This window comes from Rhodosalinus sp. K401 (assembly GCF_041365735.1).
In the GTDB taxonomy this organism is placed as follows: Bacteria; Pseudomonadota; Alphaproteobacteria; order Rhodobacterales; family Rhodobacteraceae; genus Rhodosalinus.
Map to the genome: position 1 here is coordinate 125,510 of NZ_JBGFSI010000002.1, position 14,352 is coordinate 139,861.

General features: G+C 64.7%; 12 protein-coding genes and 3 pseudogenes. 9 read left to right on the plus strand and 6 right to left on the minus strand.

The window, feature by feature from the left end; all coding sequences use genetic code 11:
• Positions 1 to 13: 13 nt before the first annotated feature.
• Positions 14 to 897: pseudogene (locus AB6A66_RS03060) on the minus strand (IS5 family transposase).
• Positions 898 to 1,117: 220 nt separating this feature from the next.
• Between AB6A66_RS03060 and AB6A66_RS03065 the strand changes: the two are divergent.
• The 8 genes and pseudogenes from AB6A66_RS03065 to AB6A66_RS03100 all read left to right on the plus strand — a co-directional run bounded on the left by AB6A66_RS03065 (position 1,118) and on the right by AB6A66_RS03100 (position 8,284).
• Positions 1,118 to 1,879, plus strand: a complete 762-nt coding sequence (locus AB6A66_RS03065; RefSeq protein WP_371036669.1) for a DeoR/GlpR family DNA-binding transcription regulator — start codon at positions 1,118 to 1,120, stop codon at positions 1,877 to 1,879.
• A complete protein-coding gene (locus AB6A66_RS03070; RefSeq protein WP_371036668.1) occupies positions 1,876 to 2,988 on the plus strand; it encodes an ABC transporter ATP-binding protein in 1,113 nt (370 codons plus the stop codon). The genes AB6A66_RS03065 and AB6A66_RS03070 overlap by 4 nt, the downstream gene beginning before the upstream one ends.
• 26 nt (positions 2,989 to 3,014) lie before the next feature.
• Positions 3,015 to 4,284, plus strand: a pseudogene (locus AB6A66_RS03075) (ABC transporter substrate-binding protein).
• 60 nt (positions 4,285 to 4,344) lie between these two features.
• On the plus strand, positions 4,345 to 5,238 hold the full coding sequence (locus AB6A66_RS03080) for a carbohydrate ABC transporter permease (RefSeq protein WP_371054741.1): 894 nt from the start codon (positions 4,345 to 4,347) through the stop codon (positions 5,236 to 5,238).
• A complete protein-coding gene (locus AB6A66_RS03085) occupies positions 5,235 to 6,035 on the plus strand; it encodes a carbohydrate ABC transporter permease (protein WP_371036665.1) in 801 nt (266 codons plus the stop codon). Before AB6A66_RS03080 ends, AB6A66_RS03085 begins: the two co-directional genes overlap by 4 nt.
• Before the next feature lie 7 nt (positions 6,036 to 6,042).
• On the plus strand, positions 6,043 to 6,825 hold the full coding sequence (locus AB6A66_RS03090; RefSeq protein WP_371054742.1) for a phosphodiesterase: 783 nt from the start codon (positions 6,043 to 6,045) through the stop codon (positions 6,823 to 6,825).
• A gap of 431 nt (positions 6,826 to 7,256) precedes the next feature.
• A complete protein-coding gene (locus AB6A66_RS03095; RefSeq protein ID WP_371054743.1) occupies positions 7,257 to 8,042 on the plus strand; it encodes an AI-2E family transporter in 786 nt (261 codons plus the stop codon).
• Between the two features lie 29 nt (positions 8,043 to 8,071).
• The gene (locus AB6A66_RS03100; protein ID WP_371054744.1) at positions 8,072 to 8,284 is read left to right on the plus strand and encodes an AI-2E family transporter; all 213 of its coding nucleotides are present in this window, start codon (positions 8,072 to 8,074) and stop codon (positions 8,282 to 8,284) included.
• A gap of 5 nt (positions 8,285 to 8,289) precedes the next feature.
• Here the strand turns inward: AB6A66_RS03100 and AB6A66_RS03105 are convergent.
• From AB6A66_RS03105 to AB6A66_RS03115, 3 genes and pseudogenes are all read right to left on the minus strand, one after another.
• Positions 8,290 to 9,222 (minus strand): annotated as a pseudogene (locus AB6A66_RS03105) (IS5 family transposase).
• Positions 9,223 to 9,368: 146 nt separating this feature from the next.
• Positions 9,369 to 9,587 (minus strand): transglutaminase domain-containing protein, encoded by a 219-nt coding sequence (locus AB6A66_RS03110; protein ID WP_371054745.1) that lies wholly within the window; start codon positions 9,585 to 9,587, stop codon positions 9,369 to 9,371.
• Positions 9,588 to 9,647: 60 nt separating this feature from the next.
• Positions 9,648 to 10,031, minus strand: a complete 384-nt coding sequence (locus AB6A66_RS03115) for a DUF6404 family protein (RefSeq protein ID WP_371036659.1) — start codon at positions 10,029 to 10,031, stop codon at positions 9,648 to 9,650.
• A gap of 352 nt (positions 10,032 to 10,383) precedes the next feature.
• Here AB6A66_RS03115 and AB6A66_RS03120 point away from each other — a divergent pair, with 352 nt between their 5' ends.
• The gene (locus tag AB6A66_RS03120; RefSeq protein ID WP_371054746.1) at positions 10,384 to 11,010 is read left to right on the plus strand and encodes a hypothetical protein; all 627 of its coding nucleotides are present in this window, start codon (positions 10,384 to 10,386) and stop codon (positions 11,008 to 11,010) included.
• 410 nt (positions 11,011 to 11,420) lie between these two features.
• Here the strand turns inward: AB6A66_RS03120 and AB6A66_RS03125 are convergent, their stop codons facing one another.
• Both AB6A66_RS03125 and AB6A66_RS03130 read right to left on the minus strand, forming a co-directional pair.
• The gene (locus AB6A66_RS03125; RefSeq protein WP_371054747.1) at positions 11,421 to 12,386 is read right to left on the minus strand and encodes a putative zinc-binding metallopeptidase; all 966 of its coding nucleotides are present in this window, start codon (positions 12,384 to 12,386) and stop codon (positions 11,421 to 11,423) included.
• A gap of 105 nt (positions 12,387 to 12,491) precedes the next feature.
• Positions 12,492 to 14,150 (minus strand): peptidoglycan-binding domain-containing protein, encoded by a 1,659-nt coding sequence (locus tag AB6A66_RS03130; protein WP_371054748.1) that lies wholly within the window; start codon positions 14,148 to 14,150, stop codon positions 12,492 to 12,494.
• Between the last annotated feature and the right edge of the window lie 202 nt (positions 14,151 to 14,352).

A 14,352-nucleotide genomic window follows, 5' to 3' on the forward strand; every position in this document is an offset into this window, starting at 1 on the left:
GACTCAATGATGGTCAAAGCCAGAAGATGACGGGTGCGGCGAGCGCGATGGCTGACAGGAAGACCTTCGGGCAGCGGTCGTAGCGGGTTGCGATGCGCCGCCAGTCCTTCAGGCGGCCGAACATGATCTCGATGCGGTTGCGGCGCTTGTATCGCCGCTTATCGTAAAGAATAGCCTTGTCGCGGGACGTCCGGCCGGGGGTGAAGGGCGGACAGATTTGATCCATTGGATCAAATCAGACCTGAACGGGCCTTATCCCCTTGTCCTGCAACGCGTCCCGGAACCAGTCGGCGTCGTAGCCCCGGTCGGCGATCAGCCAGTCGACGGCCGGCAGGAACCCACATAGCGCCCGCGCACCGACGTCGTCGCTGACCTGGCCCGCGGTGATGAAGAACCGGATCGGGCGCCCCTGGCTGTCGGTCACGCCGTGCAGCCTGGTGTTCATGCCGCCCTGCGTCCGGCCGATCAGGCGTCCACGCCCCCCTTTTTCACCGCCAGGCTGGTCGCCGTCCGGTGCGTCTTGAGATACGTCGCGTCGATCATCGCCGCCTTTCCTCCGGCTCCCCGGCGGCCAGCCCCGCGAGGATCCGGGCGAACACGCCCTTCTCGCTCCAGCGCTTCCAGGGATGGTGGAGCGTTTCCGGGGCTTACGCGGCCCCACTGGGGCCACGGTCCCCTTCAACTGTGCGGCCCGTATTTTCTCGGCGCGTCGTACCATCGCAAGCCATTGCGATTGATGAAGATTATGGCGGACAGCACGCGCCGGTCGTCGACCCCGGGTTTGCCGGTTCGTCAGGAAATCGATCCACTGGATCGATTTCTGGTCTTCCTCACCTTCGGGAAGCAAGGCTCGATGCGCGCCATCTGCGCCTCCGTCAGCCAGAAGAGGTTGCTCATGTCACCCCTCGCTTTTTCAGCAGTGAATCATGACCTCACCAGCCAATCAATGGGTCCTGACCCTAGGCTGCGCACCAATTCTCAGAATGACCCCTGCGCCAAAACCTCTTGAAACAACGACGCAACTTGCGCAACGAACCGAGCCAAAAGTGCTTTAATGAGCGTCGGTTTCATAGAGCCGACATAGTGTTCGCTCAAAAGAGCACGCAAGGGGCCTCGAATGAACAGACAGTCGGCGATTCTCGAAACGGCACAGTCCCGCGGGCGCGTCATGGTGGACGAGTTGGCAGAGGTTCTGCGCGTCTCGGCCCATACCGTCCGCCGCGATATCAACGCGCTGTGTGCGCAGGGAAAATTGCGGCGCTTGCACGGCGGGGCCGAATTCATCGAGGGCAGTTCGAACCTGCCCTATTCGGCGCGCACTTCGCTGAATGTGGCGGCCAAGCAGAGGATCGCGTCCCATGTCGCGGGGCTGATCCCGGACGGTGCAACGCTATTTTTTTCGATTGGCACAACCCCGGCCGTTGTCGCCGCCGCGCTGGCCGAGCGTGAAGGCTTGACCGTCATCACCAACAACCTGAATGCGGCGATGGCCCTGTCCGAGGCGCCCGGTGCGCGGGTTGTCATCCCCGGCGGGGAACTGCGCCTGCCGGATCGGGACGTCCTCGGGTCTCTGGCACAGGAGCTTTTCGCGTCCTACCGCGCGGATTTCGCCATTTACGGTGCCGCCGGCATCGACACTGACGGCTCCCTGCTGGATTTCCACGCACCCGAGGTGCGCCTCCGCCGCCAAGCACAGGAAAACGCACGCCATTCCATTTTCGTCGCGGACAGCTCGAAATTCGGGCGCCGTGCCCCGGCGGTCGGCGGTCATCTCGACGAGGCCAACCATGTGGTGACCGAGGCCAAGCCCGGTGCGCCTTTCGCCACGCTGCTGGAGTCGCTCGGCGAGCGGTTGGTCATCGCGGGGGAGGGCACATGAGCTTTCTGATGCTTGAAGGCCTCACGCGGCAATGGAACGGACAGGGCGGGGTGTGCGACATCGGCCTTGAGTTGCGGCAAGGGGCCTTTCTGTCGATCCTCGGCCCGTCGGGCTGCGGAAAATCCACGATGCTGCGCCTGATCGCGGGGCTGGAACAGCCGCAAGCGGGCAGCATATGGATCGACGGCCGTGACGTGACGGCCCTGCCGGCCGCGCAGCGCAACCTGTCGATGGTGTTCCAGTCCTACGCGCTGTTTCCGCATCTCAACGTGGCTGAAAACGTGATATTCGGGCTCAAGGTGCGGCGCGTCACCCGCGCGGACCGGGAGCGGCGTCTGGCCGAGGTCCTTGCCATGACGGGGCTGGAGGGGCTGGAGCGGCGCAAACCGTCTGAGCTGTCGGGGGGGCAAAGGCAGCGCGTGGCGCTGGCCCGGGCGGCGGTGGCCGAGCGGCCGCTGTGTTTGATGGATGAGCCGCTTTCGAACCTAGATGCCAAGTTGCGCCACTCAGTGCGTCGCGACATCCGGACACTGGCGCGCAAGCTGTCGTTGACGGTGGTTTACGTGACCCATGATCAGGGCGAGGCGATGAGCCTGTCGGACAAGATCGTGCTGATGCGGGAGGGCCGCATTGAACAAGTTGGCACGCCTTCGGAGCTCTACGCGCGCCCGGCAACCACTTTTGCCGCGCAATTCATCGGTGACCCGCCCATGTCGCTGATTAATGCAACCGCGCTTGGGCAAGAGGGCGCTTCTACCATAGGCATGCGCCCCGAAGCTGTTTCGCTCGTGTCGGCTGGGCAAGGCGATCTTGACGCGCGGATCGAGGATTTCGAGTACCTGGGCGGCGAAACCCGGCTGGCACTCACCCATCCGGCGGCCGAGGGGCTTGCCGCGATCCTGCCCGGCCCGGCCGCGTTTCGGCCCGGCCAGATGGTTGGTGTAATTATCCCCGAGGAAAACCGGCTCCTTTTCGACTCCGTCACCGGAAGCCTGAAAAAGGAGCCGCAGCAGAATCCAAAGGCGCGCATTCGCCAAAATCCCGCGCCCGAGGATGGCCATAAGGCCCCCACTTCAACTCAAACAGCCAAAGAGGACCTCTCAGAATGACCCGTATCACTGCTGTATCTGCTATAATGGCGGCCTCCACCGCGCTCGTCAATCCGGCCATGGCCGAGACCGAGCTGACCATGTATTACCCCATCGCCGTCGGTGGCGCGCTGACCGACGTGGTCGACGGGATCGTTGCCGAGTTCGAGGCGCAAAACCCTGATATCACAGTCAACGCGATCTATGCCGGCAACTATGACGACACGCGCATCAAATCGCTTGCGGCGCTTGAATCCGGCGATCCGGCGCAGCTTGCCGTGATGTTTTCCATCGACGCCTATGACCTGATNTGCCGCGATGTTTTCCATCGACGCCTATGACCTGATCGAGCAAGGCCTCATCGTGCCCTTCGAGAGCGCCATCGAGACCGAGGCGGAGCAGGAATGGCTGAACAGCTTCTACCCTGCGCTCATGGCCAACGGCCAGATCGAGGGCCAGACATGGGGCGTGCCGTTCCAGCGGTCGACCATCGTCGCCTATTACAACAAGGACATGTTCCGCGAGGCGGGCCTTGACCCGGAAAAGGCGCCGACCACGTGGGATGAATTGGTCGAGATGGGCAAAGCCCTGACAACGGACGACCATCACGGCCTGATGATCCCCTCGACGGGCTATCCCTACTGGATGTTCCAGGCCCTGGCGATCCAGAACGGTCAGGAATTGATGTCAAATGACGGGCTGACCACCTATTTCGACGACCCCGATACCGTCGAGGCGCTTGAATACTGGAAGTCCCTCTCCACCGAACATGGCATCATGCCCGAGGGCACAGTTGAATGGGGCACGCTGCGCCAAGCCTTCCTTGAGGGCGAGACCGCGATGATGTGGCATTCCACCGGCAACCTGACGGCGGTCAAGAACAATGCCGAGTTCGATTTCGGTGTTGCCATGCTGCCCGGCAAGGAACGCTTGGGATCACCCACCGGAGGCGGCAATTTCTACCTCTTCAAGGACTCCACCGAAGAGGAAAAGCAGGCCGCGCTTGAACTCATCAAGTTCATGACCGCGCCCGAGCAGGCCGCGAAGTGGTCCATCGAGACGGGCTATATGGGCGTCTCGCCCGCCGCTTACGAAACCGAGGCGCTCAAGGCCTACACGGCTGACTTCCCGCCCGCCCTGGTGGCGCGCGATCAGCTTGAGCATGCGGTTGCCGAATTCTCGACCTTCGAGACAGCGCGTGTTCGCGATGGGCTGAATGCCGCGATCCAATCGGCGCTGACCGGCGACAAAAGCCCCGCAGACGCGCTGGCCGAGGCACAGGCCGCCGCCGAGCGTCAACTGCGCGCCTACAAGTAAGCGCCCTCAACGCTCTGTGCCGGGCCGGTTCAGTCAACCGGCCCGGCCGTGGAGACCCGCATGACCGACGCCTTCACGCTGGCACGCCGCCGCCGCGCACTTCACGGCTGGCTGTTGTTGTCGCCCGCGCTCATCATGCTGACGGCATTTGCCTTCTACCCATCGCTGGCCACCATGGTGACATCGCTTTGGTCGCGCGGCACCCGGCGCAACCCGGCCGAATTCGTGGGGCTGGAGAATTACCGCTATCTGTTCGACGATCCGACCTTCTGGCAGGTGGCAGGCAACAACCTCTCGTATGCGCTTGTCACCATTCCGGTTTCCATGGCACTGGCGCTGATCATGGCGCTTTGGGCCAACTCGAAACTGCCTGCGCGCAGCTTCATTCGCACCGCCTATTTCACCCCCACCGTGCTGCCGATGATCGCGGCGGCGAACCTCTGGCTGTTTTTCTACACGCCCAGTTTCGGCATCCTCAACCAGATCGGCGCGCTGTTCGGAGCGGAGCCGGTCAACTGGCTTGGTGAGCCCGAAACCGCGCTTTGGGCGATTTGCGTGGTGACGATCTGGAAAGAGGCGGGGTTCTTCATGATCTTCTACCTCGCGGCGCTGCAAACCATTCCGCCCGACTTGAAAGAGGCCGCCGATATCGAAGGGGCAAGCCGCTGGACTTATACCCGCCGGATCGTGCTGCCACTCCTGATGCCGACCACGTTGTTCATCCTCATCAATGCAATTATCAACTCGGTCAAGCTGATCGACCATCTGTTCATCCTGACCAAGGGCGGGCCCTCGGACAGTTCCAAGCTGATCCTCTACTATATCTGGGAAAACGCCTTCGCCTATTTCGACAGACCAGCAGCCGCGGCGATGACGGTGCTGGTGCTGGCCCTGATGGGGGCGGTCGCGGCTTTTCAGTTCCTCGTGCTTGACCGGCGGGTGCATTACCGATGATCCGTTGCATCGAACCCGCCGCCGCGATCCTGTTGGCCATTCTGTGGATTTCGCCGCTGCTTTTTGCATTCTGGGCGGCGCTTCACGACGTCAGTGACGCGGTGAACTTCCGTCTGACCGCGCCCCTGACGCTTGAGAATTTCCGCACCGCTTGGGCCGGGGCGCCTTGGCTGCGCTATTTCCTCAACACCTTCGTGCTGGTCTCGCTGATCCTGGCGGGGCAGTTCCTGCTTTGCACACTGGCCGGTTTCGCCTTTGCCCAGACAGAGTTCCGTGGGCGCGACGCGCTTTTCATTCTTGTGCTGATGCAGCTTTTCATCCTGCCCGAGGTGTTGATCGTTGAAAACTACCGGGTCGCGGCCTCCCTGGGTCTGCTTGACAGCATAATGGGCATCGGCGCGCCCTACATGGCCTCGGCCTTTGGTATCTTCCTGATGCGGCAGGCGTTCAAATCCGTGCCGAAGGATCTGGACGAGGCCGCCCGCGTCGAAGGGTGCGGCACGTTGGGCGTTTTGTGGCGGGTCTACGTCCCCGCCGCGCGCCCCACCTATCTCGCCTATGCCCTTGTCTCTGTGGCGACCCACTGGAACAATTTCCTCTGGCCGCTCATCGTGACCAACTCGCCCTCCACCCGGCCGCTGACGGTCGGCTTGTCACTTTTCGGCGCGCCCGAGAACGGCGTCGACATCTCGGTCATCTCTGCAGCCACAGTCATGGTGATCGCCCCGCTCTTGATCGGTTTCCTGATCTTCCAGCGTCAATTTGTACAAGCTTTCCTGACCGCTGGCGTGAAATGAGGACTCCATGACCCGCATCCTGCAAATTTCCGATCTTCACATCATGCCCGAAGAGCAGCTTTTTAAGGGCACGATCGATACCGCTGCGGCGCTGCGAAAAATACTGTCCGGGCTGGCAGGCTTATTGCCCGCTATCGGACCGGTGGAGCGGCTCGTGATTTCGGGCGATCTGACCGAAACGGGATGCGAGGGTGCCTATGACCATCTGCGCGCGATAATGGCCGAGGCGCCGCTGCCTTGGTGCGCCATCCCGGGCAATCATGACAGTCGCGAGGCCGTGCGTGCCGTCGTTGCGCAGGACGAATTGATGCCCGATGAAGGGCCGATCAACTGGCGCGAGGATCTCGACGGTATCACCATCCTCGGCCTTGATACGCTGGTTGAAGGAGTGGCCCATGGGGCCGTGAGCGACGCAACACTGGAGTGGCTCGAGGTCACGCTGCGCGATCTGCGGCACCGTCCTGTACTGATCTTCATGCATCACCCGCCCATTGATACGGGTATATCCGCGATGGACGCTATTGGCCTCACCCCCAATCCACGTTTCGAGGACCTGTTGCGTGACCATGACGGCCCGGTGCAGATCGCCTGCGGGCATATTCACCGTATGATCACGGGTCAGTTTGCGGGACGCCAGGTCACGGTTGCCCCGGGCACCTCTCATGCTGTTGGTCTTGATCTTCAAACGCGTGCGGGGATCAAATTCATACCGCGTCACTCCGGTGCCATTCTGCACGATATTGGGGACAAGTGCCTGACACGGCTAATTTCATCTGACGATTTCTGTTGATGGACGATGCAGCGACTGAACGCTAGCCACCCACCCGCGGACGCTCGTTATGACTGAGGGACGCGAGGGGGCAGGTCCAGTTGATCCGAGTTCATCGTTTACCCTCTCGTCGCTTTTTTCAGGTTTTCTTGCCGCGTTACAGAGTTGAGCAAGCCTGCCGTGAGAACCTGCGGGGCAGGGTTTTGTTCCAACCCGATCAATAGAAGGTTCTGGCCGGCCAAGCCCTGCGTATGGCCCTCGCGCGCAGATTCGACCAGAAGGTCTACCCCGCATCGGAACAGTTGCGCGTCCGCTGCGTTGACGCTCGACGATGTAATCGGCGAGGCGACATGACGAACGTTTCTGACACGCAACCAGCCCGGCACCGGGATCTTGAAGCGCGTCCACGGTGGCGTCCGTCCTCGTCCTGGGGCCTCCAGGCGGCGTTCTGGGTGACTCTGATCCTGGTGATTTCGCTGTCGGGTTTGCTGATTTCAAACATCATGGTGCCGTTCGTGATTGGCGCTGTCCTGGCTTATTTCTCGCAACCGGCGATGCGGTGGCTGACAAGTCTCGGCGTGCCACGGGCGGCCGGAGCAGCCGTTCTTCTGACGCTGATCATGGGGGGACTTCTCGGGTCCCTCGCGGTCGCGGCACCGATCATCTTGACGGAGATCGCGAACCTGTTGGAGCGGGCGCCGCAAACTCTCACACAAATCAAGGATGTGTTCGGCGAGGGATCGCCCAGTGTCTTCCGCAGTGCCAGCGAACAAACCAAGGAATTGCTGGCGGATGCCGCGGAGGCCGCTGGCGAGAACCGCGAAGAGGTTCTCGCGGGTCTGTATGCCGGGGTTTCGGGATTGACCCAGCTGGTTCTGTTCTGGGTGGTCATGCCGGTCGTCGCGTTTTATCTGCTCATGGATTGGGACCGCCTCATCCGCACACTCGACGATGCGATACCACGACATCATCTTGCTACCGTGCGAAATCTCGCGGCCGATATCGACGCAACCCTGGCCGGGTTCGTGCGGGGGCAGGCCTTGGTCTGTGCGGTTCTTGCGATCTATTACGCAAGTGTGCTGTTGCTTGTCGGTCTCAATTACGGGTTCGCGATCGGCACGATGAGCGGACTGATCTCGTTCATACCTTATGTCGGCGCGATCCTCGGCGGCGCGTTAGCGATCGGCGTGGCTCTGTTGCAGAAATCGGCTTTTGACCGAGGTTCCCCTTTCCCCTGACAGACTTATCCTNAACCCTGGCCGGGTTCGTGCGGGGGCAGGCCTTGGTCTGTGCGGTTCTTGCGATCTATTACGCAAGTGTGCTGTTGCTTGTCGGTCTCAATTACGGGTTCGCGATCGGCACGATGAGCGGACTGATCTCGTTCATACCTTATGTCGGCGCGATCCTCGGCGGCGCGTTAGCGATCGGCGTGGCTCTGTTGCAGAAATCGGCTTTTGACCGAGGTTCCCCTTTCCCCTGACAGACTTATCCTACGACCTCTGTGACGGGTTTGCCGAGCGCGGTGTAGCCGTTGAGAACGGCGATGCGGACCTGGATCTCGGCAACCTGGCGGTCGAAGTCTCGTGCCATGAGGCGCTGTCCCGGCAGTTTCACGCAATGCATCTTCGTCTCGACGCGGCTTCGGCGGTGGTATCCGCTCCATCGTCGCCAGAGCGCTCGGCCGAGGTATTTCGACGCTCTCAGAGCCTCGTTGCGCGCCACGGCTCCGGCAGTGATCGTCTTCCAGGGCGTGGCGTTCTTCCGCGGCGGAATGACGGCGTGGGCGCCGCGGTCGGCGATGGCGTCATGGCATTTGCGTGTGTCATAGGCGCCGTCAGCGGTGACCGACCCGATCTCCTGGTCCGCCGGGATCTGACTGAGCAGATCAGGCAGAACCGGTGCATCGCCGATGTGACTCCCGGTGATCTCGACGGCCCGGACCTACAGTGTTTGCTCGTCGATTCCGAGATGGATCTTGCGCCAGACCCGCCGTTTGGGGCCGCCGTGCTTGCGGGCGTGCCATTCGCCTTCGCCCTCGACCTTGATGCCGGTGCTGTCGATCAGCAGGTGCAGCGGCCCCTTGGAGCCACGATATGTGATGTCTACAGCGAGGGTCCTCTGGCGGCGGCTTAGAGTGCTGAAGTCGGGCACCGACCAGTCAAGGCCGACCAGGCGCAACAGGCTCTCGACGAACCCGGTCGTCTGCCGAAGCGCCATGCCGAACAGCATCTTCATTGTCAGGCAAGTCTGGATGGCGGTATCGCTGTAGGTCTGCTGGCGGCCGCGCCTGCCTGTCGGCACGGCCTCCCAGATCATCTCGGGATCGAACCAGACCGTCAGCGAGCCCCGGCGCTTGAGCGCTTCGTTATAGGCTGGCCAGTTTCTGGTCTTGTAGGTCGGGGGTGTCGGTCTGCTCATGCACCACAGCTACCACGCTGGATTCACAAGATGAATCCCTCACGGGGGTTTGTGCAACAGAGCCTCGTCGGGGTCTAAATGAACGGGACGTCGGCGGCATCACGCCCGATACCAATGATGACAAGTTCATCTGGCGAGCACATGCCCTACGGGTGCACGAACTGCCAGAGGTAATCGAACCCGACCTCAATCACGGCATGAAAACCAAGTGGATCGACCTGGGCGCCGCAGGCGGAGATGCAGCGTGCAGGGATATGTGACGTCCGCGCCAAGCCGCAGAGCACATGAACAGCCCCATCCGGCACGGCAGCTACGCCAGCAACGGCGACCTCGAAGCCGTCATCTACGACGACCTTCTCCAGCACGACGCCAGCCCTAAGCCCTTTACATGTCCGATCTGCGCCAGCGTGCCGTCGCCACCCGTTTCACAGATCCTGCCACTTCGGCAAACGGATACTGCGCGCCTTGATCTTGTGCGCCGCGGCGAACACGAGAGCCAACGCGACCGATACTCCAAGGAAGACCACGGGACCCGCGCTCACGACGCGATGCACCGGGCGGGGGACAAATCCCATCGTCAGACAGACTGTAACGGTGCCGCCGATCAAGACCACCAACATGAAGAACCCCAATGCCGTCAGGCCCAGAAACGACCAGTAGTGCAGGGGCCTGAGGATGTACCCGGCCCGTGCCAACGACCGGAAGGCGGGCGCATACGCATGGGCTCCCTTCACGCCACCCCGCTCGAGGTGAGCGAGCGCGCGGCGCAGCTTCTCGTGCCGGTTCGGTGTCGGTTCCGTGCTCTTCATGGCTCCGTGCGGCCGCGACGGGCGCCTTCACTCGTCACATGCGCCTGACGCGGTTGAGGATCTCTGTCCGTCATGCCCTTATCGTCATATGCATTCTCGCTCGCGGGTTACCCGGTAAATCGGTCAATACTGGGGCAATCGAACGGGAGCCGGAAAGCCCCGCTCGCATCGTTGCGCTGGGCGGCCGGCAGCAGGACGCTCTCGCGCGCGCGGGCCAAGGCTTTCTCCCGCCTGCGGAGCCGAGTAACGGGACCGCCGCGACTTGCGGTGCCCCGTTCGCGCCCTTGTCCCGCCTTGTCGCCCGCGCGATGATCTCAACCACCGACGGCGGCGACAAGAAAGGATCGATCCCGTGGCAGGGCATATCTGGTACATCCAGTCGGTCAGTGACCCGGACTACACGCGCGGCTACGTCCCTCGGCCCGATCCCGCTCTCACTTCGCGCGAAAACCGCAAGCCACGGCTGAAGGTGCACCACCGCGCCCGGATCGGCGAGCCGGTCGCGCCGGAGGACCTGCCCGAGACCTATGTCCTCAAGCCCAGCCATCCGGCACACCGGCTGGACGTGCCGCTCTGGTTCAATTCCTTCATCCACGTTCGCGACGATATGGTGAAGGTCCTGCGCCGGTTCGACCTCGGTGCGACCGTGCTGCGCCCGATCCGGGTGGAACTCGGAGACGGCAGGGGCGTCGATACCCGCTACGCCACCCTGCTGACCAGCAACGTGCGGCCGACCATCGACCCCGATGCATCGGAGTGGATCGGCTACGGCGCCGTACAGCGCTCTGCTTTGAGGAGCGAGGGCGGGGTGCATCCGGGTGTCCGGGCCTTTCCGTCCGTGCGGGAGGGCCCGGCCATCTGGACCGACCCGGAGGTTGCGAAGACGGTCTTCGTGAATGACGACCTCGCGCAGGCCCTGCTGTCCGAACCCTTCGCAAATCAGCTACACCTCGTTCAGGTGCTGTTTTCGAAAGACTGATTTCAGCACGGAACGAAACCGCTGGTCGACGATTGTGTCGAACCGGGAAGGTCGACGAGATATCGTGACAGCGCTCATCGACCGCATCATCGCCAGTGGCGATTGCGGTCGCAGGCCCTGCGCCAGGCCAGCCACGAGGCGCGCCGGGATCGCGCCTCGGGAGCCGTCGTCGCCATCGCCAGGCCGCAGGCCGCGGCCCTCGGGACGATCGGGACATGCAGTCCGGCCCGGCGATAACGCGCATCCGGGACCTGCACCGCGGGTCGGCATGAGAGGCGCCCGTCCCGGCCACGGCATCGGTCGTCGCGACGGGCCCGCGTGGCGCGCCGGCAATCACGGGGAACCCGCGGCTGAACGCGGCGCAGAGCGGGGAGGGCGACGCTGGCCTGCGTGCCCTCCCGCCCGGTCTCTTACAGTCCGAGCGCTCCCCTGCGCAGCCACTCGTGGACGAAGACGAGCTTGCGCCAGGCGGCCGACGAAAGCACGAAGGGATAGACATCCGCGAGCCCCATCGAACGGTTGACGTGGTTGATGCCGGCGACGAGCGCGGCCGCGACGCGGATGAGGCGGTCGGCATCCGGCTCCGAGTAGGGATCCCAGTCGCGGGCCGGCAGGTCCGGCGACGAGAATCCCGCGGCGGCGACGCTGTCGGTGATGTCGGTCAGGTGCAGCAGATGCGCGGCGGTTTCGGCCCAGTCCTCGTGGGGATGCGCGGAGGCGTAGGTTGTAATGAAGCGCTCCCGCCAGTCCTGCGGCGGTCCGTTGCCGTAATGACGCTGCAACGCCGCCTGGTAATCCTCCCGTTCGTCGCCGAAGACGGCGCGGAACGCCTTGAGGAAATCGGCGCGCAGGCTGAGACGCCACCAGAGCATGTGTGCGATCTCGTGGCGCATGTGGCCGATCATCGTGCGATACGGCTCCTCCAGCGCCTCGCGGCGGCTGGTGCGCAGGACCTCGTCCGCCTCGGCCACGCTGATCGTCACGACGCCGTCGACATGGCCCATCGCGACCGGGGTCGGGCCTTCGGCCAGCATGTGAAAGGCCGGGCGCGTTCCCACATCCTCGGGGCGGAACCAGTGCCAGCGGCCGAGATTGTCGAGCACCCAACGCTTCGCCGCCTCGGTCTGGGCCCAGTTCGGGATCGCGTCGGGGATCGACGTGTCGGGGGCCAGCACCGTCATCGCGCAGGCGCGACAGAAGGCGCCCTGCTCCGGCGCGATCCAGTTGCACCCGATGATCTCGCGGTTCGCGCAGAAGGGCGGCGCAGCAAGGAACGCGCGCGCCTGCGGATCATATGCGACGGGGGTTCCGTCCGCCGTGGCGAGATTGTCGAACCAGAGCAAGCCTGGTCCGACAGGGTTGGAAAAAACGCGCATGTGGAAGTTGCTCCTTGGAGGTCCCGGGTCGGGCGATGCCGCTTGCCCCCTCAGGGGGCGGCGATCGTGCGGCGCTTGTGCGGCTGCCTGCGGCACAGTGCCTTGTCAGCGCAGGCGTTCCAAGAGCCCGCCGACATCCGAAAGCATCCGCGATACCGTCGCCTCGTCCAGGTAACCGGTGACGGCCAGGTCGCGGGCGCGCTGGAAACGGCGGATCGCGCGACGCGTCGCTTCGTCGAAAACGCCGTCGGCCGGCCCGGGCTCCAGCCCCAGCTGGTCCAGCCGCCGTTCGACCAGGGTGCGTGTCAGGATGTTGAGGCCCAGCGCCTCCTCGGCCTCTCGCGCCTGCTGCTGGCGCCCGCTGCCGTCGTCCTGCAGCGCGGCAATGCGGGCCTGCGCCTCGGCCGCGAAGGCGCCGTCCGGGAAGGCGCGCAGATACGCCTGATACGCGGCCACCGTGCCGGCGGCTCTGGCCTCCTCCCAGGCCAGGCGGTCGCGCTCGGCGGCCCGGTCGCGCTTGGCCGCCTCGATGTCCGCCAGGCGTTCGGTCGCGATATCCGCGAAGAGCCCGTCCGGGAAGCGTTGCAGATACGTCCGCAGGCCCGCCTCGTCGGCGCCCGAGCCGGTCGCCTCCCACGCCGCGCGATCGCGGCGCTCCTGCTCGAGGCGGCGGCGTTCGGCCTCGGCCTCGAGTTCGGCCTGCCGCCGCTCCGCCTGGCGGTCGAGCATCTCTATCTGCCGCGCGCTCAGGTAGCCGGTCTCGGGCAGGCCGGCGTCGCGCTGGAACCGGGTGATCGCGCCGCGGGTGCCGGGGCCGAAGATCCCGTCGATCCCGCGCGGCTCATGGTCCAGGAGGGTGAGATGACGCTGGATCTGCCGGCGCTCGTCGCGCGTGAGGTTCAGGGCGTCCTCGGCCAACCGGGCGGCGCGATCGGGCTCCGCCTCGATCTCCGCGATGGCCGCGCGCGCCGCGTCGGCGAACCGGCCGTCCGGATGGCGGTCGAGATAATCGCGGTAGGCGGCCGCGTCGCCGCGCTCGCGCGCCGCCTCCCAGCGCGCGCGCTCGGTGGCGTCGCGATCGGGTGCGGGGATCGCGGCGCGCTCCGGGCCTGCGGGCAGGAAGGGCACGCGATCCGTCACGAATCCGGTCGCGGAGACATCCCGCGCCGCGGCAAGGGCCGTCGCCAGCCGCTGTCCCGGCACCAGCAGATCCTCCGAGACGAAGCGCGCGACCGACGCCGAGGGTCCCTGAAGAACCGTCACGCCTTGCGGCACCGCGCCCGGCGTCGCACCCCGCCGCAGGCCGGCGCCGGGGTCCGGGCCGTTTCCGACCAGCGCCAGGGCCACGACCGCCCCGCCAGGCGCCCGGCCGGCCACCGCGAGGACCGTCTCGACCGACAGCGCCGCGCCCTCGACGGTGACGAGGTCGAGTGGCCCCTCGGCCCCCGCCTCGGTCATCCAGCTGCGCCCGTCGTCCCGCAGGAAGGCGCCGGACAGGTAGATCACGATCCGCTCTTCTCCGTCCGCGACGGCTAGCAGATCCGACAGCGCGGACCGCGCTTCGGACAGGTCGTCCCCGGGGACCGCGACCGTCTCGAACCCCGCGGCGCGCAGCGCGGCCGCGACGTCGGGCCGGCTCGACGCTCCGAAGAGGCCTTGCCGCTCTTCCGGCATCGCGCCGATCACGAGCGCGCGGTCGGCGGCCGAAAGGGTGGGCAGGACCGCGAGCGCGGCACAGAGGGCAAGGCGGGCCGGGGTCTTCATCGGATCTTCCGCATGTCGGGCGATGGCATCGAGCCTAGGGGCATAATGCGTGCCATACAATAACGCCCGCCACCGGCGATAGCCCGCAGCCCCGCCGCTCCGGGCGCGCGGGTCCCGGAAAGCGCCCTTAATGGCGCGCGACCATGGGCGCGGCAGGCCTCGCGGGATGCCCGGGATGTGGTCGCGCCCGAAACCTCCCGTC

Excerpts from the sequence above, each read along its gene's own strand:
- AB6A66_RS03065 (WP_371036669.1), top strand. The coding sequence starts at position 1,118 with ATGAACAGACAGTCGGCGATTCTCGAAACGGCACAGTCCCGCGGGCGC.
- AB6A66_RS03070 (WP_371036668.1), top strand. The coding sequence starts at position 1,876 with ATGAGCTTTCTGATGCTTGAAGGCCTCACGCGGCAATGGAACGGACAG.
- AB6A66_RS03080 (WP_371054741.1), top strand. The coding sequence starts at position 4,345 with ATGACCGACGCCTTCACGCTGGCACGCCGCCGCCGCGCACTTCACGGC.
- AB6A66_RS03085 (WP_371036665.1), top strand. The coding sequence starts at position 5,235 with ATGATCCGTTGCATCGAACCCGCCGCCGCGATCCTGTTGGCCATTCTG.
- AB6A66_RS03090 (WP_371054742.1), top strand. The coding sequence starts at position 6,043 with ATGACCCGCATCCTGCAAATTTCCGATCTTCACATCATGCCCGAAGAG.
- AB6A66_RS03115 (WP_371036659.1), bottom strand. The coding sequence starts at position 10,031 with ATGAAGAGCACGGAACCGACACCGAACCGGCACGAGAAGCTGCGCCGC.
- AB6A66_RS03125 (WP_371054747.1), bottom strand. The coding sequence starts at position 12,386 with ATGCGCGTTTTTTCCAACCCTGTCGGACCAGGCTTGCTCTGGTTCGAC.
- AB6A66_RS03130 (WP_371054748.1), bottom strand. The coding sequence starts at position 14,150 with ATGAAGACCCCGGCCCGCCTTGCCCTCTGTGCCGCGCTCGCGGTCCTG.